Annotated in this window: 20 protein-coding genes; 8 read left to right on the plus strand and 12 right to left on the minus strand. The window is 56.7% G+C overall.

The window, feature by feature from the left end; translation table 11 throughout:
- Nucleotides 1-77 precede the first annotated feature (77 nt).
- Nucleotides 78-833, plus strand: a complete 756-nt coding sequence (gene znuC / locus FHC51_RS18910; protein WP_114314609.1) for a zinc ABC transporter ATP-binding protein ZnuC — start codon at nt 78-80, stop codon at nt 831-833.
- Nucleotides 830-1615 carry a zinc ABC transporter permease subunit ZnuB gene (gene znuB, locus FHC51_RS18915; RefSeq protein ID WP_103822383.1) on the plus strand — a complete coding sequence of 262 codons (786 nt, stop codon included), beginning with the start codon at nt 830-832 and terminating at the stop codon, nt 1613-1615. The genes znuC and znuB overlap by 4 nt, the downstream gene beginning before the upstream one ends.
- A 101-nt stretch (nt 1616-1716) precedes the next feature.
- Here znuB and ruvB read toward each other — a convergent pair whose 3' ends face one another.
- The 6 genes from ruvB to aspS form a co-directional block, all read right to left on the minus strand.
- A complete protein-coding gene (gene ruvB / locus FHC51_RS18920) occupies nt 1717-2727 on the minus strand; it encodes a Holliday junction branch migration DNA helicase RuvB (protein WP_103180062.1) in 1011 nt (336 codons plus the stop codon).
- An 8-nt stretch (nt 2728-2735) separates the two neighbouring features.
- On the minus strand, nt 2736-3347 hold the full coding sequence (gene ruvA / locus FHC51_RS18925) for a Holliday junction branch migration protein RuvA (RefSeq protein WP_103180063.1): 612 nt from the start codon (nt 3345-3347) through the stop codon (nt 2736-2738).
- Between the two features lie 83 nt (nt 3348-3430).
- Complete coding sequence (gene ruvC, locus FHC51_RS18930) at nt 3431-3952, minus strand: crossover junction endodeoxyribonuclease RuvC (RefSeq protein ID WP_103180064.1); 522 nt, start codon at nt 3950-3952, stop codon at nt 3431-3433.
- A 34-nt stretch (nt 3953-3986) separates the two neighbouring features.
- The gene (locus FHC51_RS18935) at nt 3987-4727 is read right to left on the minus strand and encodes a YebC/PmpR family DNA-binding transcriptional regulator (protein ID WP_103180065.1); all 741 of its coding nucleotides are present in this window, start codon (nt 4725-4727) and stop codon (nt 3987-3989) included.
- A gap of 27 nt (nt 4728-4754) precedes the next feature.
- Nucleotides 4755-5198 (minus strand): dihydroneopterin triphosphate diphosphatase, encoded by a 444-nt coding sequence (nudB, locus tag FHC51_RS18940; RefSeq protein WP_103180066.1) that lies wholly within the window; start codon nt 5196-5198, stop codon nt 4755-4757.
- 1 nt (nt 5199) lies between these two features.
- Complete coding sequence (aspS, locus tag FHC51_RS18945; protein WP_103822385.1) at nt 5200-6972, minus strand: aspartate--tRNA ligase; 1773 nt, start codon at nt 6970-6972, stop codon at nt 5200-5202.
- 240 nt (nt 6973-7212) lie between these two features.
- Here aspS and FHC51_RS18950 point away from each other — a divergent pair, with 240 nt between their 5' ends.
- The 5 genes from FHC51_RS18950 to cmoB are packed head-to-tail and all read left to right on the plus strand — an operon-like array spanning nt 7213 to nt 10789.
- Entirely contained in the window at nt 7213-7779 is a 567-nt protein-coding gene (locus FHC51_RS18950) for a hydrolase (RefSeq protein WP_103822386.1), read from the plus strand.
- The gene (locus tag FHC51_RS18955; protein ID WP_220436334.1) at nt 7776-8594 is read left to right on the plus strand and encodes a DUF72 domain-containing protein; all 819 of its coding nucleotides are present in this window, start codon (nt 7776-7778) and stop codon (nt 8592-8594) included. Before FHC51_RS18950 ends, FHC51_RS18955 begins: the two co-directional genes overlap by 4 nt.
- A gap of 50 nt (nt 8595-8644) precedes the next feature.
- A complete protein-coding gene (locus tag FHC51_RS18960; protein WP_114314606.1) occupies nt 8645-9040 on the plus strand; it encodes an MAPEG family protein in 396 nt (131 codons plus the stop codon).
- A gap of 40 nt (nt 9041-9080) precedes the next feature.
- Nucleotides 9081-9821, plus strand: a complete 741-nt coding sequence (gene cmoA, locus FHC51_RS18965; RefSeq protein WP_220436335.1) for a carboxy-S-adenosyl-L-methionine synthase CmoA — start codon at nt 9081-9083, stop codon at nt 9819-9821.
- Nucleotides 9818-10789 carry a tRNA 5-methoxyuridine(34)/uridine 5-oxyacetic acid(34) synthase CmoB gene (cmoB, locus tag FHC51_RS18970; protein ID WP_220436336.1) on the plus strand — a complete coding sequence of 324 codons (972 nt, stop codon included), beginning with the start codon at nt 9818-9820 and terminating at the stop codon, nt 10787-10789. Before cmoA ends, cmoB begins: the two co-directional genes overlap by 4 nt.
- A gap of 520 nt (nt 10790-11309) precedes the next feature.
- Here cmoB and cutC read toward each other — a convergent pair.
- Both cutC and FHC51_RS18980 read right to left on the minus strand, forming a co-directional pair.
- Nucleotides 11310-12053: a copper homeostasis protein CutC gene (gene cutC, locus FHC51_RS18975; RefSeq protein WP_220436337.1), complete on the minus strand. Its 744-nt coding sequence runs from the start codon at nt 12051-12053 to the stop codon at nt 11310-11312.
- 84 nt (nt 12054-12137) lie between these two features.
- Nucleotides 12138-12698: a VOC family protein gene (locus FHC51_RS18980; RefSeq protein WP_220436734.1), complete on the minus strand. Its 561-nt coding sequence runs from the start codon at nt 12696-12698 to the stop codon at nt 12138-12140.
- Between the two features lie 175 nt (nt 12699-12873).
- On the opposite strand from FHC51_RS18980, the gene argS reads away from it, so the two are divergent.
- Nucleotides 12874-14607, plus strand: coding sequence for an arginine--tRNA ligase (gene argS, locus FHC51_RS18985; protein WP_220436338.1), 1734 nt, complete (start codon nt 12874-12876; stop codon nt 14605-14607).
- Nucleotides 14608-14749: 142 nt separating this feature from the next.
- Here argS and FHC51_RS18990 read toward each other — a convergent pair whose 3' ends face one another.
- The 4 genes from FHC51_RS18990 to FHC51_RS19005 form a co-directional block, all read right to left on the minus strand.
- Nucleotides 14750-15889 carry a glycoside hydrolase family 105 protein gene (locus tag FHC51_RS18990; protein WP_220436339.1) on the minus strand — a complete coding sequence of 380 codons (1140 nt, stop codon included), beginning with the start codon at nt 15887-15889 and terminating at the stop codon, nt 14750-14752.
- A 4-nt stretch (nt 15890-15893) separates the two neighbouring features.
- On the minus strand, nt 15894-17477 hold the full coding sequence (locus FHC51_RS18995; protein ID WP_159339520.1) for an MFS transporter: 1584 nt from the start codon (nt 17475-17477) through the stop codon (nt 15894-15896).
- A 256-nt stretch (nt 17478-17733) separates the two neighbouring features.
- A complete protein-coding gene (locus tag FHC51_RS19000; protein WP_220436340.1) occupies nt 17734-18249 on the minus strand; it encodes a DUF805 domain-containing protein in 516 nt (171 codons plus the stop codon).
- A gap of 153 nt (nt 18250-18402) precedes the next feature.
- Nucleotides 18403-18502, minus strand: a 100-nt coding sequence (locus FHC51_RS19005) for an IS1 family transposase (RefSeq protein WP_000641146.1), incomplete at its 5' end; no start/stop codon positions are given.

Consider the following 18502-nt stretch of genomic DNA (forward strand, 5'->3'; position numbering starts at 1 on the left):
AATGCGACTAATCATCGTAATGAACATGTGGAATGTGATATTATAACATTCGATGACTTCTGCAAGCATAAATTGATATGACGACTTTGGTTTCTCTCGAAAATATTTCGGTTTCATTTGGTCAGCGCCGCGTCCTCTCTGACGTTTCGCTGGATCTGAAGCCTGGCAAAATTCTGACATTGCTCGGCCCCAACGGCGCGGGTAAATCAACGCTGGTGCGGGTTGTACTCGGCCTGGTAGCACCCGATGCAGGCCTGATCAAGCGTGACCGGCAGCTACGTATTGGCTATGTCCCTCAGAAACTGCATCTGGACGCCACGCTGCCGCTGACGGTCAGCCGTTTCCTGCGTCTGCGTCCCGATACGCGTAAAGAGGATGTTCTTCCGGCGCTCAAGCGGGTGCAGGCCGGGCATCTTATCGACGCGCCCCTGCAAAAGCTCTCCGGTGGCGAAACCCAGCGTGTGCTGCTGGCCCGCGCCCTGCTGAATAAGCCGCAGCTGCTGGTGCTCGACGAGCCGACTCAGGGTGTGGATGTCAACGGCCAGGTTGCCCTGTATGACCTCATCGATCAGCTGCGTAAAGAGCTGGACTGCGCCGTCCTGATGGTGTCGCACGACCTGCATCTGGTCATGGCGAAAACGGACGAAGTGCTCTGTCTGAACCATCACATCTGCTGCTCCGGCACGCCGGAAGTGGTCTCCATGCATCCGGAGTTTATCTCGATGTTTGGTCCTCGCGGTGCCGAACAGCTGGGCATTTATCGCCACCATCACAACCACCGCCATGATTTGCAGGGACGCATTGTCCTTCGCCGGGGAAACGGTAACTCATGATTGAACTCTTACTGCCCGGCTGGCTGGCCGGGATGATGCTCGCCTGCGCGGCGGGTCCACTGGGCTCGTTTGTTGTCTGGCGCCGGATGTCCTACTTTGGCGATACGCTGGCGCACGCTTCCCTGCTGGGGGTGGCGTTTGGTTTGCTGCTGGATGTGAATCCTTTCTACGCGGTGATTGTGGTTACGCTGCTGCTGGCCGCCGGCCTGGTCTGGCTGGAGAAGCGCCCGCATCTGGCGGTGGATACGCTGCTTGGGATCATGGCCCACAGCGCCCTGTCGCTGGGTCTGGTGGTAGTCAGCCTGATGTCCAATATCCGCGTGGATCTGATGGCCTATCTGTTTGGCGATCTGCTGGCGGTGACGCCTGATGATCTGATCGCCATTGCCATCGGGGTGGTGATTGTCCTCGCAATCCTGCTGTGGCAGTGGCGTAACCTGCTAGCGATGACCATCAGCCCGGATTTAGCCTTTGTTGATGGCGTGAAGCTGCAGCGCGTGAAACTGCTGCTGATGCTGGTCACCGCCCTGACCATTGGCGTGGCGATGAAGTTTGTCGGGGCGCTGATCATCACCTCACTGCTGATTATCCCAGCCGCCACCGCCCGTCGTTTTGCCCGTACCCCGGAGCAGATGGCCGGTGTGGCCGTGGGGGTGGGGATGATTGCCGTGACCGGCGGGCTGACCTTCTCGGCGTTTTACGACACCCCTGCCGGACCGTCGGTGGTGCTGTGCGCGGCGATGCTGTTTATCTTCAGCATGATGAAGAAACCGGCCAGCTAAGGTCATTAATTGCCCGGTGGCGCTACGCTTACCGGGCCTACAGGATCGCGCTTATGTAGGCCGGATAAGGCGCAGCCGCCATCCGGCAATTTCCGCCGAGGTTACGGCATCTCCGGCGGCGTTATGCCAAAGTGATCCCAGGCCCGCACCGTTGCCATGCGCCCGCGCGGCGTACGCTGCAAAAAGCCCTGCTGGATCAGATAGGGCTCCAGCACATCTTCAATCGTCTCACGCTCTTCGCCAATCGCTGCCGCCAGGTTATCCAGCCCGACCGGCCCGCCAAAGAATTTATCCAGCACCGCCAGCAGCAGCTTGCGGTCCATATAGTCAAATCCTTCGGCATCGACGTTCAGCATATCCAGCGCCTGAGCGGCGATCTCATGCGAAATAGTGCCGTCGTGTTTCACTTCGGCAAAATCACGCACCCTGCGCAGCAGCCGGTTGGCAATACGTGGCGTCCCGCGGGAACGCTTCGCCACTTCAAAGGCCCCCTCTTCGCTCATATCCAGCCCCATAAAGCGCGCGCTGCGGCTGACGATATGCTGGAGATCGGGCACCTGATAAAACTCAAGACGCTGCACAATGCCGAAACGATCGCGCAGCGGTGAGGTTAACGACCCCGCGCGGGTGGTGGCGCCAATCAGCGTGAAAGGCGGCAGGTCAATTTTAATCGAACGCGCTGCCGGACCTTCGCCAATCATGATATCCAGCTGGTAATCTTCCATCGCCGGATAGAGCACCTCTTCCACCACCGGTGACAGGCGGTGGATCTCATCGATAAACAGCACGTCGTGGGGTTCAAGGTTGGTCAGCATCGCCGCCAGATCCCCTGCCTTTTCCAGCACCGGGCCGGAGGTGGTGCGCAGGTTCACGCCCATTTCATTGGCGACGATATTTGCGAGGGTCGTTTTCCCGAGCCCCGGCGGGCCGAAAATCAACAGGTGATCGAGGGCATCGCCGCGAAGTTTCGCCGCCTGGATAAAGATCTCCATCTGCGAACGCACCTGCGGCTGGCCAATATACTCATCAAGCAGTTTCGGGCGGATCGCCCTGTCCACCAGATCTTCTGTCTGAACACTGCCTGCCGAGACCAGACGGTCTGCTTCAATCATCCTTTACCTCACAATGCGGCGCGCAGCGCTTCACGAATCAGGGTTTCACTGGTGGCGTCCGGTTTAGCCACTTTGCTAATCATCCGGCTCGCTTCCTGAGGTTTATAGCCCAGCGCCACCAGCGCGGCAACCGCTTCCTGTTCCGCATCGTCTGTTGCCGGGCCAGCCGGTGAGGTCAGCACCAGGTCGGCGGCAGGGGTAAACAGATCGCCATGCAGACCTTTAAAGCGATCTTTCATCTCGACAATCAGGCGCTCGGCCGTTTTCTTACCGATGCCAGGGAGCTTAACCAGGGCAGCGGGATCTTCACGCTCTACGGCGTTAACAAACTGCGGAGCCGACATCCCGGAGAGGATCGCCAGCGCCAGTTTTGGCCCCACGCCGTTGGTTTTAATCAGCTCTTTAAACAGGGTGCGTTCCTGCTTGTTGTTAAAGCCATACAGCAGCTGGGCATCTTCACGCACCACAAAGTGGGTAAAGACAATCGCTTCCTTGCCCGCGTCCGGCAATTCATAGAAACAGGTCATTGGCATATGGACTTCGTAGCCCACGCCTCCGGTCTCAAGCAGCACTATCGGGGGTTGTTTTTCTAGAATGATGCCTCTGAGTCTGCCTATCACGTGACGCTCCTGCGTTAAGGGCTAAAAGTTACCGCTGCCATAATAAAAAAAGGCTGGATAAACATCCAGCCTGATTTTTACATTTAGCGCAATCGACCGCGCGCCAGATTGAGCCGCGATTCGCTCATCTGCACCGCATTCTGGCTGATGTGGCAATGGGTAATGGCGATCGCCAGGGCATCGGCAGCATCCGCCTGCGGATTGGCGGGCAGTTTAAGCAGGGTACGCACCATGTGCTGCACCTGGCTTTTTTCCGCACTGCCAATTCCCACCACGGTCTGCTTAACCTGCCGTGCGGCGTATTCAAACACCGGCAGATCCTGATTCACCGCCGCGACAATCGCCACGCCGCGCGCCTGGCCAAGCTTCAGCGCCGAGTCGGCGTTTTTCGCCATAAATACCTGTTCAATAGCGAAATAGTCCGGCTGGAACTGGGTGATGATCTCCGTCACGCCCGCATAGATCAGCTTCAGGCGCGACGGCAGATCGTCCACTTTGGTACGGATACACCCACTGCCCAGGTAGGTCAACTGTCGCCCGACCTGACGGATAACGCCATAACCGGTGATGCGTGAGCCCGGGTCAATACCGAGAATAATTGCCATCACGCCGCTCCGGTTATTGGTTTACGTTGGGCCATTACAGCGTAGCCGCAACCTCGTCGGAGATTTCACCGTTGTGGTAGACTTCCTGCACATCGTCGCAATCTTCGAGCATATCGATCAGACGCAGCAGTTTTGGTGCGGTTTCCGCATCCATGTCCGCTTTGGTGGACGGGATCATGGAGACTTCAGCCGCGTCGGCTTTCAGGCCCGCCGCTTCCAGTGCATCACGCACCGCGCCCATCTCTTCCCATGCGGTATAGACGTCAATCGCGCCGTCGTCATAGGTCACCACATCTTCAGCACCCGCTTCCAGCGCCGCTTCCATGATCACATCTTCGTCGCCTTTCTCGAAGGAGATGACGCCTTTTTTGCTGAACAGGTAGGCAACGGAACCGTCGGTACCCAGGTTGCCACCGGTTTTGCTGAAGGCATGACGCACTTCCGCCACGGTACGGTTACGGTTGTCGGACAGACATTCAACCATGACCGCTGTACCGCCAGGACCGTAACCTTCATAAATGATGGTTTCCATGTTCGCGTCTTCATCGCCGCCTACGCCACGGGCGATAGCACGGTTCAGGGTGTCGCGGGTCATGTTGTTGCTCAGCGCTTTATCGATCGCTGCGCGCAGACGCGGGTTGGAACCGGCATCGCCGCCACCCAGACGGGCTGCGGTAACCAGCTCACGAATGATTTTGGTAAAGATCTTACCGCGTTTGGCATCCTGTGCCGCTTTGCGGTGTTTGGTGTTGGCCCACTTACTATGACCTGCCATAAAAATATCCTCAAAGAGCGCGCCCTTTCAGGCGGCGTTAATTACAAATTCTTCAATCGCCTGCCGGTTGCTCCACGACTTGGTTAACGCCGCAGCTTCGGTCGCATTAACCCAGCGGTAGGTCAAATGTTCGGTGAACACGATCTCCCGTTCGTGGGGAAGCGCAAGGCAGAACCAGGATTCTGTATTGCGTTCAGTCCCCGGCGCATAGCGATGACGTAAATGACTAAAAATTTCAAACTCCACCGTGCGCTGACAGTCCTTCAGGGTCAGTTGCTCGCGAGCAACATCAATGGTGACCTCTTCCTTTACTTCGCGCGCGGCGGCCTGCAACGCGGTTTCTCCCTCCTCCAGGCTGCCGGTTACCGACTGCCAGAAGGCGGGATCGTCGCGTCGCTGCAACATCAGCACCCGCTTCGTGTCTTCTGCATAAATGATCACTAACACGGAAACGGGAAGCTTATATGCCATATCAGTTTTTCTCTTCCTTTTTCACCACTTCGATACCCAGCTCGCTCAGGGCGGTTGGGTTAGCAAAGCTTGGCGCTTCGGTCATCAGACACGCCGCGGCGGTGGTTTTCGGGAAGGCGATAACATCACGAATGTTGTCGGTACCGGTCAGCAGCATGGTCAGGCGATCCAGACCAAACGCCAGACCCGCGTGCGGCGGAGTACCGTACTTCAGCGCGTCCAGCAGGAAGCCAAACTTCTCGCGCTGCTCTTGTTCGTTAATGCCCAGAATACCAAACACGGTCTGCTGCATTTCACCGCTGTAGATACGCACGGAACCGCCACCCACTTCGTAGCCGTTGATGACCATATCGTAGGCATTCGCCACAGCCTCTTCCGGCGCCGCTTTCAGCTCTGCCGCGCTCATATCTTTTGGCGAGGTGAACGGGTGGTGCATAGCGGTCAGGCCGCCTTCGCCGTCGTCTTCAAACATTGGGAAGTCGATAACCCACAGCGGCGCCCATTTGGCTTCGTCGGTCAGGTTCAGATCTTTACCCAACTTCAGACGCAGTGCGCCCATTGAATCGGCAACCACTTTCTTGTTGTCTGCCCCGAAGAAGATCATGTCGCCGTCCTGGGCTTCGGTGCGCGCCAGGATGGATTCGACGATCTCAGCATTCAGGAATTTCGCCACCGGGCTGGTGATGCCTTCGATGCCTTTCGCGCGCTCGGTGACTTTGATGTAAGCCAGGCCTTTCGCGCCATAAATCTTGATGAAGTTACCGTAGTCGTCGATCTGCTTACGGCTCAGGCTTGCACCGCCCGGTACACGCAGGGCAGCCACGCGGCCTTTCGGATCGTTAGCCGGGCCGGAGAAGACCGCAAACTCTACGCCTTTCACCAGGTCGGCAACGTCCACCAGCTCCATCGGGTTACGCAGGTCTGGCTTGTCAGAGCCGTAGCGGCGCTCGGCTTCGGCGAAGGTCATGATCGGGAAGTCGCCCAGATCCACGCCCTTCACGTCCAGCCACAGGCTGCGCACCAGGGCTTCCATCACTTCACGCACCTGCTCGGCAGTCATGAAGGAGGTCTCGACGTCGATCTGGGTAAATTCTGGCTGACGGTCAGCGCGCAGGTCTTCGTCACGGAAGCATTTGACGATCTGATAGTAGCGGTCGAAACCGGACATCATCAGCAGCTGTTTGAACAGCTGAGGAGACTGTGGCAGCGCGTAGAATTTGCCTTTATGGACGCGGGATGGCACGAGGTAGTCGCGCGCGCCTTCCGGGGTCGCTTTGGTCAGCATCGGGGTTTCGATATCGAGGAAACCGTGATCGTCCATAAAGCGGCGCACCAGGCTGGTAATTTTCGCGCGGGTTTTCAGGCGTTCGGCCATTTCCGGGCGACGCAGATCGAGGTAGCGATATTTCAGACGCGCTTCTTCGGTATTGACGTGGTTGAAATCCAGCGGCAGCGATTCTGAACGGTTGATGATGGTCAGATCGGTCGCCAGCACTTCGATTTCGCCGGTCGCCATGTCGCTGTTGATGTTTTTCTCGTCACGCGCACGCACGGTACCGGTCACCTGGATGCAGAACTCGTTACGCAGTTCAGCTGCCAGCTTTAACGCATCGGCGCGGTCTGGATCGAAAAACACCTGCACGATGCCTTCACGGTCGCGCATATCGATAAAGATAAGGCTGCCAAGATCACGACGACGGTTGACCCAACCACACAAGGTCACCTGCTGTCCGACGTGGGACTGACGCAGCTGCCCGCAATATTCTGTACGCATGAGATATCCCTTAACTTAGCCGCAGGCTACTATGTCGCAGCTTTTTGTATGTCAAACTGGATGAAAAAAGGCGGCTATTATACTGGAAATTCCGCCAGACGATAAGAGAGAAGCGCGCCATGCGCGCGTTTGCTGCTCGCATCTTGCATATTCTCACAAAATTTAACAAAAATATCAGACCTGGAACAGGCTGGCTCAGCGTAAGGTATTAGCATGGCTCACTATTTAACAGGAAAAACCATGTTCACACTCGACGCTGCCCGTACCGCCCTTGTGGTGATTGATTTACAGGAAGGGATCCTGCCCTTTGCCGGTGGCCCGCATACCGCTCAGGATGTGGTCAGCCGCAGCGCACGTCTGGCGGAAAAATGCCGCACCAGCGGCTCGCCGGTAGTGATGGTCCGCGTGGGCTGGTCCGCTGATTTCGCCGAGGCGCTGAAGCAGCCGGTAGATGCACAAGCCCCTGCCCATGCTCTGCCGGAAAACTGGTGGGACTACCCGCTGTCACTGGGTAAGCAAGAGAGCGATATCGAAGTGACCAAGCGCCAGTGGGGCGCGTTTTACGGCACCGATCTTGAGTTACAGCTGCGTCGTCGCGGCATCGATACGATCATTCTGTGTGGGATCTCCACCAATATTGGCGTCGAATCCACCGCCCGCAACGCCTGGGAGCTGGGCTTTAACCTGGTGATCGCCGAAGATGCCTGCAGCGCAGCTTCGGCCGAGCAGCACCTCGGCAGTATGACGAATATCTTCCCGCGTATTGGCCGGGTACGCAGCACCGAAGAGATAATCAACGCACTATGATCTATCTGGGGTTACCCCAATGGTCGCACCCGAAATGGGTGCGGCTGGGCATAACGGGTCTTGAAGAGTACGCCCGCCACTTTAATTGTGTGGAGGGTAACACCACGCTCTATGCCCTGCCTAAACCTGAAGTGGTGGCGCGCTGGCGAGAGCAGACCAGCGACGACTTTCGTTTCTGCTTTAAATTCCCGGCCGCCATCTCCCATCAGGCTGCGCTGCGTAACTGTGACGATTTAACCGCAGAATTTTTTACCCGCCTGTCGCCGCTGGCCAACCGCATCGGCCAGTACTGGGTGCAGCTCCCCGCCACCTTTGGCCCACGCGATCTGCCCGCGCTATGGCAGTTTCTCGATGCCCTGCCCCGGGAGTTCACTTATGGCGTTGAGGTTCGTCATCCTGAGTTCTTCATGAAAGGCGAGGCGGAGAAAGCGCTTAACCGCGGTCTGCATGAGCGCGGCGTCAATCGCACCATTCTCGACAGCCGCCCGGTTCACGCCGCCGTGCCGCACAACGAGGCCATCATCGACGCTCAGCGTAAAAAACCGAAGGTACCAGTTCATGCGGTAATGACCGCCAGCAATCCAATGGTGCGTTTTATCGGCAGCGACAACATGCCGCAAAACCAGGCGCTGTTTGCTGTCTGGTTACAGACCCTGGCGAAGTGGGAACAGACCGCCACGCCGTATCTTTTTTTGCATACCCCTGATATCGCCCAGGCGCCGCAACTGGTCGATGCTCTCTGGCACGCCTTGCAGGCCGTGGCGCCGTCCATTGGCGACGCTCCCACGATCCCGCAACAATCTTCTCTTTTCTGAGCTCACCCCCTATCATAGAAGTGCCATCTGCCAAAAAACAGGGAGTTTGTATGGTTTGCGCGCTGTATGCGGTACTGGGTGCGTTACTGTTAATCAAGTTTTCGTTCGATATTGCGCGCCTGCGGATGTTGTACCGCGTCTCTTATGGCGACGGAGGTTTCTCTGAGTTGCAAACCGCAATCCGCATTCATGGCAATGCGGTGGAGTATCTCCCAACGGCACTGATCTTGCTGTTATTTATGGAAATGAATGGCGCGGAGACCTGGATGGTGCACGTCTGCGGCCTGCTGCTGATCCTTGGACGCCTGATGCACTACTATGGTCTCCATCAGCGCCTGTTCCGCTGGCGCCGCTCCGGCATGAGCGCGACCTGGTGTTCGCTTGTGCTAATGGTGCTGGCTAACCTGTGGTATATGCCCTGGGAGTTGGTTTTCTCCCTGCATTAGCGCACAATACGCCCCTTTATTTATCCCGGATTTTTACATTATGTCAGATCGCGACACGCTTTTTTCTGCGCCTATCGCCAGTCTGGGCGACTGGACCTTTGATGAACGGGTGGCTGAAGTCTTCCCGGATATGATCCAGCGCTCGGTCCCCGGCTACTCTAATATCATCTCCATGATCGGCATGCTGGCGGAACGTTTTGTTCAGCCGGACACGCAGGTCTACGATCTGGGATGTTCGCTGGGCGCAGCCACGCTGTCGGTTCGTCGTAATATTAAGCACGACGGTTGCAAGATTATCGCTGTGGACAACTCACCGGCCATGGTCGAACGCTGCCGCCGCCATATCGACGCCTGGAAAGCCCCGACCCCGGTAGAAGTGGTCGAAGGCGATATTCGCCATATCGAGATTAAAAACGCCTCGATGGTGGTGCTGAATTTTACCCTGCAATTCCTGGTGCCCGAAGACCGTCAGCTGTTGCTGGACAAAATTTATCAGGGGCTGAACCCTGGCGGCGCCCTGGTGCTGTCGGAAAAATTCAGTTTCGAAGATGCCACCGTCGGCGAACTGCTGTTCAACATGCACCACGATTTCAAACGTGCCAACGGCTACAGCGAGCTGGAGATCAGCCAGAAGCGCAGCATGCTGGAAAATGTGATGCTGACCGATTCGGTTGAAACCCACAAAGCCCGACTGCACAAAGCCGGATTCGCGCACAGGGAGCTGTGGTTCCAGTGCTTCAACTTTGGCTCACTGGTGGCGCTGAAAGGCGGTAACGCATGATTGATTTCGGTAACTTTTATCAGCTGATTGCCAAAAACCATCTCTCCCACTGGCTGGAAACCCTGCCCGCGCAGATCGCCGCCTGGCAGCGTGAATCCCTGCACGGCCAGTTTAAGCAGTGGAAAAATGCGGTGGAATTTCTGCCGGAGATGAAGCCCTATAAGCTCGACCTGCTGCACAGCGTTACCGCCGAGAGTGAACAGCCGCTGAGCGAAGGCCAGATGCTGCGTCTCGAAAACCTGATGCGCAACCTGATGCCGTGGCGCAAAGGGCCGTTTTCTCTCTACGGCATGCAGATCGACACCGAATGGCGTTCAGACTGGAAGTGGGAGCGCGTGCTGCCGCACCTCTCTGATTTAACCGGACGCACCATTCTGGATGTCGGCTGCGGCAGCGGCTATCACATGTGGCGTATGATTGGCGCAGGCGCCCATCTGGCGGTAGGCATCGACCCGACCCAGCTGTTCCTCTGCCAGTTCGAAGCGGTGCGCAAACTGCTGGGCAACGACCAGCGCGCGCACCTGCTGCCGCTGGGGATTGAGCAACTCCCGGCGCTGGCGGCGTTCGACACCGTCTTCTCCATGGGCGTGCTCTACCATCGCCGCTCCCCGCTGGAACACCTCTGGCAGCTGAAAGATCAGCTGGTCAACGGCGGTGAGCTGGTGCTGGAGACGCTGGTGGTTGAAGGAGATGAGAACACCGTGCTGGTGCCTGGGGATCGCTATGCCCAGATGCGTAACGTCTACTTTATTCCGTCGGCGTTGGCGCTAAAAAACTGGCTGGCAAAGTGCGGTTTTGTCGATATCCGTATCGCGGATGTCTGCCCTACTACTACCGACGAACAGCGCCGTACCGAGTGGATGACCACCGAATCTCTGGCCGAGTTCCTCGATCCGAATGACAGCAGCAAAACGATTGAGGGTTATCCAGCCCCGGTTCGCGCGGTGTTGATTGCCACCAAGCCGTGATTTTCCTTCCCAGCTCTACATGTTTTGCTCCCTCTCCCTTGAGGGAGAGGGCTGGAGTGAGGGGAAACATGCGACTGAGGTGGTGGTTCCGTTCACCTTACGTTCTGCGCTTCTCTATCAACAGCGTCACCCGTGAACGTGTGAAGGGGGCTCGCCGCCGCCCCCTTCACAATCCCGGCTCCCGGCAAAGAAAATCGCCGCTTCGCGGTGACCCTCAGCTTATTCCTTCAGGCTTTCGGGTCGGGCACCAGCCTGCATCCCTGCAGGCTATGCCCTCTCGGCGCATCCCTGCGCCTCGCCCCGGCCTTCCGGAAACGCTTCGGCGATTTTCAGCCGGATCGGGGAGCCGCTGTAAGTCCTTTATTCTATTATCTTTCTTCATAGCTTTAAGAACATAAATAGTATCAGGAACGGTTCTACGTTCTCAAAAATGAGACAAAAAAAGACCCCTGTTGAAATTGCAGGGGCCTGGTACAAACAAGCATCATATTGGGCGACATGATGCGCGGTAAAAACTGGTTTAGCGACAATACCTTTCAATTATCGCCTTCATCTCTGCAACCGACTCTCCCTCGACGCCGTAGCGGGAATATTCATCCGCGTCGGCATCCGTCGACATCGACAAGCCTGTGTTGCGATAGCGCATGGGTGACGGCAACCACTTGCCTGCCGAGCTGTGCAACTCTTCCACCCCTGCCTGTAAAAACGTCTCCAGATTGGCGGCGCGAACGCCAGCACCCGCCATTATTATTGGAACACCTGATTGCGCTTTTAGTTCCTTAATTAATGAAATACCTTTTTCTGCGGAGGCGTGTTGACCCGAAGTCAGCACACGCGCAACCCCCAGTTCCGCGAGGTTTTCAAAGGCTTGCCGCGGATTTACACACATATCGAAAGCGCGATGAAAAGTTACCGCCATTCCCTTTGCAGCAGCCATAATCTGGCGCATGCGCGGCATATCGATATGACCATCTTCATTCAGCAGGCCGATGACCAGCCCCGGGAAACCCAGCTCCTTGACGAGGGCGATATCCTCCAGCATGGCGTTAAATTCGCCGCTGCTGTAGCAAAAGTCCCCGCCGCGGGGGCGAATAATCGGATGAACCGGAATGCTCACCGCCTGACGCACCGATTTCAGCACCCCATACGAGGGGGTCAGCCCGCCCTCTTTCGGGGCGGCACAGAGTTCAATGCGATCGGCGCCATGCGCCTGTGCGGTCACGGCGCACTCCATGCTGTAACAACAGATCTCCAGCAATGCCACGAAGCCTCCTTATAGCCTGTCGGGTTTTGCATCATGCCATGCCGCCTTCCCCGCGACACGGCGTCACCTCACAACTCTTTCGCTTTATTGTTCACTGGCGACAATCTCTTCGATTGTCCAGGGGTGAAACTTCACCGTCACGCTGCCGTCGGTAACTGCCAGGGTCGGATTTGGCAGGCGCTCGCGCTCCCCTTTTGGCGAGCTGGTTTTCACAAAAATGCCCGGCTGGCTTAAGCCCTCATCAGAGAGCAGCGCCAGGGCGCGGGCATTCAGGGTATCCGGGTCGCCGGGCAGGACAATCTCGATGTGCTCCCAGCCTTCGTGGGGGTAGCGTTTTTCACCCGGCCACGGCAGTTCAACCACCGTAAAGCGCCAGTGGGCGACGCAGACGGGTTCATTCAGCTTAAAGAGACAGATAGGACGACCATTGATGATGTTCTCCGAGAGCAGTTCGCCGCACTGCTCAAATCCGCGCCGCCAGCGCTCCGCCGTGGCATTCTGATGGCAGCGCAGGGAGATGTGGTCCGCCGCGAGCGGAGCGATATCCAGACCCAGGCGAGCGGAAAGCGCCGCGAAGGCGTCAGTGAAACGCGGTAAATCGGCTGCAATATCCTGCAGGTCGTCAATAGATTGCCAGTTCGCCATCATTGATACTCTTATCGTCATGCAAAAGCGTTAATTTACTCTGTTGGCGGCCTGCCACCAACCGCTGTTTTGAGCCAGTGCTGACGACAACGGGCAATTGCAGTATACTCCCGGCCTAAATTCGTTAACGGGCGCGGCAGCATGATGGCCCGCGTCAAAAATGTAAGGTATCCCGGTGAATATTCAGGCTCTTCTCTCAGAAAAAGTCAGTCAGGCACTGATTGCTGCAGGCGCACCTGCAGACTGTGAACCGCAGGTTCGTCAGTCCGCGAAAGTACAGTTTGGCGACTATCAGGCCAATGGCGTGATGGCCGTAGCGAAAAAACTGGGCATGGCGCCACGACAACTCGCAGAGCAGGTTCTGTCCCATCTGGATCTCAGCGGTATTGCCAGCAAAACCGAAATCGCCGGACCGGGCTTTATCAACATTTTCCTCGATCCTGCCTTCCTGGCGCAGAACGTCGATGCCGCGTTGCAGTCCGATCGTCTGGGTGTGGCGCAGCCGCAGCCTCAGACTATCGTCGTTGACTACTCTGCCCCGAACGTGGCGAAAGAGATGCACGTCGGCCATCTGCGCTCCACCATCATCGGTGATGCCGCGGTGCGCACCCTGGAGTTCCTCGGCCACAACGTGATCCGCGCGAACCACGTCGGCGACTGGGGCACCCAGTTCGGGATGCTGATCGCCTGGCTGGAAAAGCAGCAGCAGGAAAATGCCGGTGAAATGGCCCTGGCGGACCTCGAAGGCTTCTACCGCGATGCGAAAAAGCACTACGACGAAGATGAAGCCTTTGCCGAGCGCGCCCGTAGCTACGTGGTGAAACTGCAGGGCGGCGATGCGTACTTCCTTGAGATGTGGCGCAAGCTGGTGGACATCACTATGTCCCAGAACCAGATCACCTATGACCGCCTGAACGTCACCCTGACCCGTAAGGACGTGATGGGTGAAAGCCTCTATAACCCAATGCTGGCCGGTATCGTGGCCGATCTGAAGGCCAAAGGCCTGGCGGTCGAAAGCGAAGGTGCGACGGTGGTGTTCCTTGATGAGTACAAAAACAAGGAAGGCGAACCGATGGGCGTCATCATCCAGAAAAAGGATGGCGGCTTCCTCTACACCACCACCGATATCGCCTGTGCGAAATACCGCTATGAAACCCTGCATGCGGATCGCGTGCTCTATTACATCGACTCCCGTCAGCACCAGCACCTGATGCAGGCGTGGACCATCGTGCGCAAAGCGGGCTATGTACCGGAATCCGTGCCGCTGGAGCACCACATGTTCGGCATGATGCTGGGTAAAGACGGCAAGCCGTTTAAAACCCGTGCGGGCGGTACCGTGAAGCTGGCGGATCTGCTGGACGAGGCGCTGGAGCGTGCCCGTCGTCTGGTGGCGGAGAAAAACCCGGATATGCCTGCCGATGAGCTGGAAAAACTGGCCAACGCCGTCGGTATCGGTGCGGTGAAATACGCGGATCTCTCCAAGAACCGGACCACCGACTACGTTTTCGACTGGGATAACATGCTGGCGTTCGAAGGTAACACCGCACCGTACATGCAGTATGCCTACACCCGTGTGCTGTCTGTCTTCCGTAAGGCTGAGATCGATGAAAGCGTACTGGCCCGGACGCAGGTGACCATCACTGAAGATCGTGAAGCGCAGCTGGCGGCTCGTCTGCTGCAGTTCGAAGAGACGCTCTCCGTGGTCGCCCGCGACGGCACCCCACACGTGATGTGTGCCTACCTGTACGATCTGGCGGGCCTGTTCTCCGGCTTCTACGAGCACTGCCCTATCCTCTCTGCCGAGAGCGAAGCGGTACGCAACAGCCGCCTGAAGCTGGCGCAGCTGACGGCGAAGACCCTGAAGCTGGGTCTGGATACCCTGGGTATCGAAACCGTAGAACGTATGTAACATCGGTGCCCGGTTAATGCCTGATGGCGCTTCGCTTATCAGGCCTACAAAAATCGGTTATCGCAATAACAAAAAACCCGGCGCAAGCCGGGTTTTGTGTTTGTAGCCCCGGTAAGCGTAGCGCCACCGGGGAGTGCAGTGGTCAAAAATACTTGCGCAGATACTCCGTCAGACAGAGGATTGCCATCGCCTGACCATACGGCATTGAGGTCAACGGGATCTGGCGATAGAACTCCAGATCGCTGCCCATTCCGGTACCGAACGAGGTTTGCAGCAGTTCACCTTCCGGGGAGATGTTCTTCACGATCCCGCGAATGGCTCTCTCCGCCACCTCCGCATATTCGGCCCCTACATAGCGCTTGCGTACCGCCTTCAGGATCCCGTAGCTGAAGCCGGCGGTGGCCGAGGCCTCCAGATAGGAGTTGGGATCGTCGAGCAACGTATGCCACAGGCCGCTCTCATCCTGACACTTCGCCAGGGCGGCAATCTGCGCGTTCAGCACCTGCACCAGATAGCGGCGCACGGCGTTGTTCTCCGGCAGATCCACCAGCTCAAGGAAATCCGGAATAACGATCGTCAGCCAGCTGTTGCCGCGCGCCCAGCGGGCGTTGGCAAAGTTGTGGTGGCCGTCGTAGTTCCAGCCGTGGAACCAGAGCCCGGTCTCCCGATCCATCAGATTCTGCACGTGCAGCAGGAACTGATAGACCGCCTCCTCCACATATTCGGGTTTATTGAGCAGTTTACCAATCTTCGCCAGCGGCAGGACGGTCATCATCAGGGTGTCGTCCCACATCTGCTGGTGGTTCTCCTCCGCCAGGGTGATGTGCTGCATACCGCCGTGCTCGGTGCGCGGCATCTCGTTCATCGCCCACTCCGCCCAGCTCTCCAGCCATGGCAACCAGGCCGGGTTGCGCGTCTCTTCATAGCGATATGCAAGGGTCAAAAACGGCGACATGGTGTTGACGTTTTTGGTGGTGGCCCCTTCGGCAAAACGCTCGGCAAACCAGCTGTCGATGATATCGCGCATCGCTTCATCCCCGGTCTGGCAGTAATACTGCCAGATACCGTAGAGACCGACCCCGTGAGTCCACTCCCAGCCCGCCCAGCCTTTGGTGTCGATTACCCGCCCGTCGTCCAGCCGCAGTAAAAACTCGCCGGTTTTATCGTGAATGTTCACCAGGTTATGCGTCACGTTTTGGATCAGCGTTTTCAGTTCATCTCTGGCGATAAAACGCTCTGGCTGACGCAGTAACGGGCTATGTTTGACAGGCCAAACCTTCATAATCTTAACCTCTGTTGTATGTCGAATTCAGTGGAGCACGTTCTTTCAGGGACGGTGCAGCGGGTTTATTGCGGTTCAGATAGCCGATGTTGTTGTTTCCCCACAGGCAGTCGTATGGCATACCGGCCAGCATCTCAACCGTGGCGCGGGCCTGCGGCGTGGCAGCCTCCGGCATCGCGCGGCCAGATTCACGCATTTTGGCCGTCTCTTCACGCAGCGTACTGTGCGTCTGTAAATTCAGCTTAAAGCGCAATGAGACCAGGAAGCCGCAGGTCAGCACCAGGATAGTGCCCACGCTCAGGATCATCAGAATGGTGTGGCTTACCCCTTCCGGCTGCACCTTCTGGCCGCTGACAAAGCCGGACATCTGCATCACAATCCCTACCAGCATGATGGCTCCCGCCTGGGACGCTTTACGGGTCAGCGTCATGATCCCGGCGAAAATCCCCTCGCGGCGCTGGCCGGTGATGACTTCATCCACATCAGCGATATAGGTGTAGGTGTTCCACGGCACATAGTTGATCCCACCGCGACCCAGACCCGCCAGGGCAGAGACCAGCAGCAGGAGCGCGTAGATGTCGCTCATACCGGCGTAATACAAACCGGCATAGGAGAGCGACGCCAGACCAAACAGCACCACCACCATGCGGTACGACGGTGCCGGTCCAAAGCGGATGCAGAGCGGAATCATCGCGATAACGGCCAGGAACTGGAAGATAGCCATGGTGCCCAGCAGATTCGAGGCCATGGAGGCTTCCTGCATCAGCACAAAGACCACGTAGTAGGTAAAGACGGCGTTGAACACATCCTGGGCGATGTAGCCCCCAAGGTACATCCCAAGGTGCTGGCGGAAGATTTTGATCCGCAGGGTAGAGCTCAGCTCAACGAACAGACGGTTCAGGCTCTGGCCGAGGGTCAGTTTTTTCTTCTCCTCTTCGGCACGCAGCGCGGCTTCGCTCCACTCTTCACGCGGACGTTCCCAGGTGAAGAACCAGACGAAGGTCAGCATCAGGGCGCACAGCACCGAGAAGACCAGGCTGGCATAGAAGAAGGAGATGGCGTTGTCTTTACCGAAGTGGGTTAACAGAATACCCGGCAGGAACGAGGCCAGAATCGCCGACATCTGCGCCATAGAGATACGCGCACCGGAGAACTTGGTTTTCTGTTTGAAATCGTCGGTCATCTCCGGCACCAGCGTTTCGTACGGGACCAGGATCATGGTGTAGACGATATCGAAGATCAGATAGGTCAGCAGGTAGTACCAGAAGCCCATATCCCCGACCCACATCAGCGAGTAGCTGAAGACGCAGGGAATGCCGAGCAGAATAAAGAACTTGCGGCGGCCAAAGCGTTTGCCAAGCCAGGTGGTGCCAAAGTTATCGGTCAGGAAGCCCATCAGCGGACTGACGACGGCATCCAGAACCCTTGCCGCAGCAAAGATGAAGGTGGCCTCAATCGGCGTGAGGCCACAGAAGGTGGTGTAGAAATATAATAGCCAGGCAGCGGTCAGCGCTGTGGTCCCTGCCCCGAGAAAATCACCCGATCCGTAAGCAAGATAGTTCGCGAGTCCAATTTTACGTGTTTTCATTACCGTCGACCCTGTAAGTTTTAGATGACTCCCGGTTAACGCGACGCTAACGGGAGTGACTAGACGGTTACAGTAAGAGTATCGCTTACGGGATACCTTTCTGTTTCTGCCACCGCCAGGCGGCAACTGGCAAAAATGCAAAGAGAATTACCACGCGTGTCACTGTTTTATAAAACAGCGTTTCTTTTGCTTCAAAAGGAGGGGTCAGTTTTGCGAGCCAGTCATCAGAATGGCCTGATAACTGGCGAAAAAGCGATCACAAAACGTCCTGCTCAGATGTTTTGCTCGGTAAGCAGCAAAGCCAGAGAATGGAGATAGCCGCTAATACATTTAGCGTAATCGTGATGAACGCCGTCACCTGCTCTGCAGAGTGATTATCTACCGGGATAAGCATAACCTGATGAATACCCGTCAGAATGAGCGGCAGGATCAGCAGAATGAAGAGTAGCGCCCCGCCAAACCACCACCCCGATTTTCCTGCATCGTGCATTCGGCGGATACCCAGCGAGACGACTGGTATGAGCAAGATTACCGGGGCAAGCGCCCTGAGCGGAAGCCAGACAAACCAGGCCCACACCAGTATCATTCCCCCGCGACCGGTACGATCGGCAATCAATGCTATGAGAAAGAAATAACTCAGTGCGGCAATAAAGAGAACAATCGCTATATTAATGACGATAAATAACCAAAATTCTCTTCTTGTCGCTCGCCCCTTATAGACGAACGCCTTTTTCCAGCCGTCGAAATAACAATCCTTAATACTTTTATGCATACCTTCATCCTTTTAAAACACTATCCCTGAGTGATTAAGGCATTACTTATTTAATTTTCCTGAGATGATTACCGAACTGACCTTTAGCGCCTCTGAAACAAGCAATAAAAATAGCGCCACCGCGACGTTCCCCGGATTGGTAATGACTCCAACTTACTGATAGTGTTTTATGTTCAGATAATGCCCGATGACCTTGTCATGCAGCTCCACCGATTTTGAGAACGACAGTGACTTCCGTCCCAGCCTTGCCAGA

It is taken from the genome of Leclercia sp. EC_58 (assembly GCF_019584355.1).
Classification (GTDB): Bacteria; Pseudomonadota; Gammaproteobacteria; order Enterobacterales; family Enterobacteriaceae; genus Enterobacter.

What these genes read in the sequence shown, in the direction of transcription:
- znuC (WP_114314609.1), top strand. Translation starts at nt 78, where the DNA reads ATGACGACTTTGGTTTCTCTCGAAAATATTTCGGTTTCATTTGGTCAG.
- znuB (WP_103822383.1), top strand. Translation starts at nt 830, where the DNA reads ATGATTGAACTCTTACTGCCCGGCTGGCTGGCCGGGATGATGCTCGCC.
- ruvB (WP_103180062.1), bottom strand. Translation starts at nt 2,727, where the DNA reads ATGATTGAAGCAGACCGTCTGGTCTCGGCAGGCAGTGTTCAGACAGAA.
- ruvC (WP_103180064.1), bottom strand. Translation starts at nt 3,952, where the DNA reads ATGGCAATTATTCTCGGTATTGACCCGGGCTCACGCATCACCGGTTAT.
- FHC51_RS18935 (WP_103180065.1), bottom strand. Translation starts at nt 4,727, where the DNA reads ATGGCAGGTCATAGTAAGTGGGCCAACACCAAACACCGCAAAGCGGCA.
- nudB (WP_103180066.1), bottom strand. Translation starts at nt 5,198, where the DNA reads ATGGCATATAAGCTTCCCGTTTCCGTGTTAGTGATCATTTATGCAGAA.
- aspS (WP_103822385.1), bottom strand. Translation starts at nt 6,972, where the DNA reads ATGCGTACAGAATATTGCGGGCAGCTGCGTCAGTCCCACGTCGGACAG.
- FHC51_RS18950 (WP_103822386.1), top strand. Translation starts at nt 7,213, where the DNA reads ATGTTCACACTCGACGCTGCCCGTACCGCCCTTGTGGTGATTGATTTA.
- FHC51_RS18955 (WP_220436334.1), top strand. Translation starts at nt 7,776, where the DNA reads ATGATCTATCTGGGGTTACCCCAATGGTCGCACCCGAAATGGGTGCGG.
- FHC51_RS18960 (WP_114314606.1), top strand. Translation starts at nt 8,645, where the DNA reads ATGGTTTGCGCGCTGTATGCGGTACTGGGTGCGTTACTGTTAATCAAG.
- cmoA (WP_220436335.1), top strand. Translation starts at nt 9,081, where the DNA reads ATGTCAGATCGCGACACGCTTTTTTCTGCGCCTATCGCCAGTCTGGGC.
- cmoB (WP_220436336.1), top strand. Translation starts at nt 9,818, where the DNA reads ATGATTGATTTCGGTAACTTTTATCAGCTGATTGCCAAAAACCATCTC.
- FHC51_RS18980 (WP_220436734.1), bottom strand. Translation starts at nt 12,698, where the DNA reads ATGGCGAACTGGCAATCTATTGACGACCTGCAGGATATTGCAGCCGAT.
- FHC51_RS18990 (WP_220436339.1), bottom strand. Translation starts at nt 15,889, where the DNA reads ATGAAGGTTTGGCCTGTCAAACATAGCCCGTTACTGCGTCAGCCAGAG.
- FHC51_RS18995 (WP_159339520.1), bottom strand. Translation starts at nt 17,477, where the DNA reads ATGAAAACACGTAAAATTGGACTCGCGAACTATCTTGCTTACGGATCG.
- FHC51_RS19000 (WP_220436340.1), bottom strand. Translation starts at nt 18,249, where the DNA reads ATGCATAAAAGTATTAAGGATTGTTATTTCGACGGCTGGAAAAAGGCG.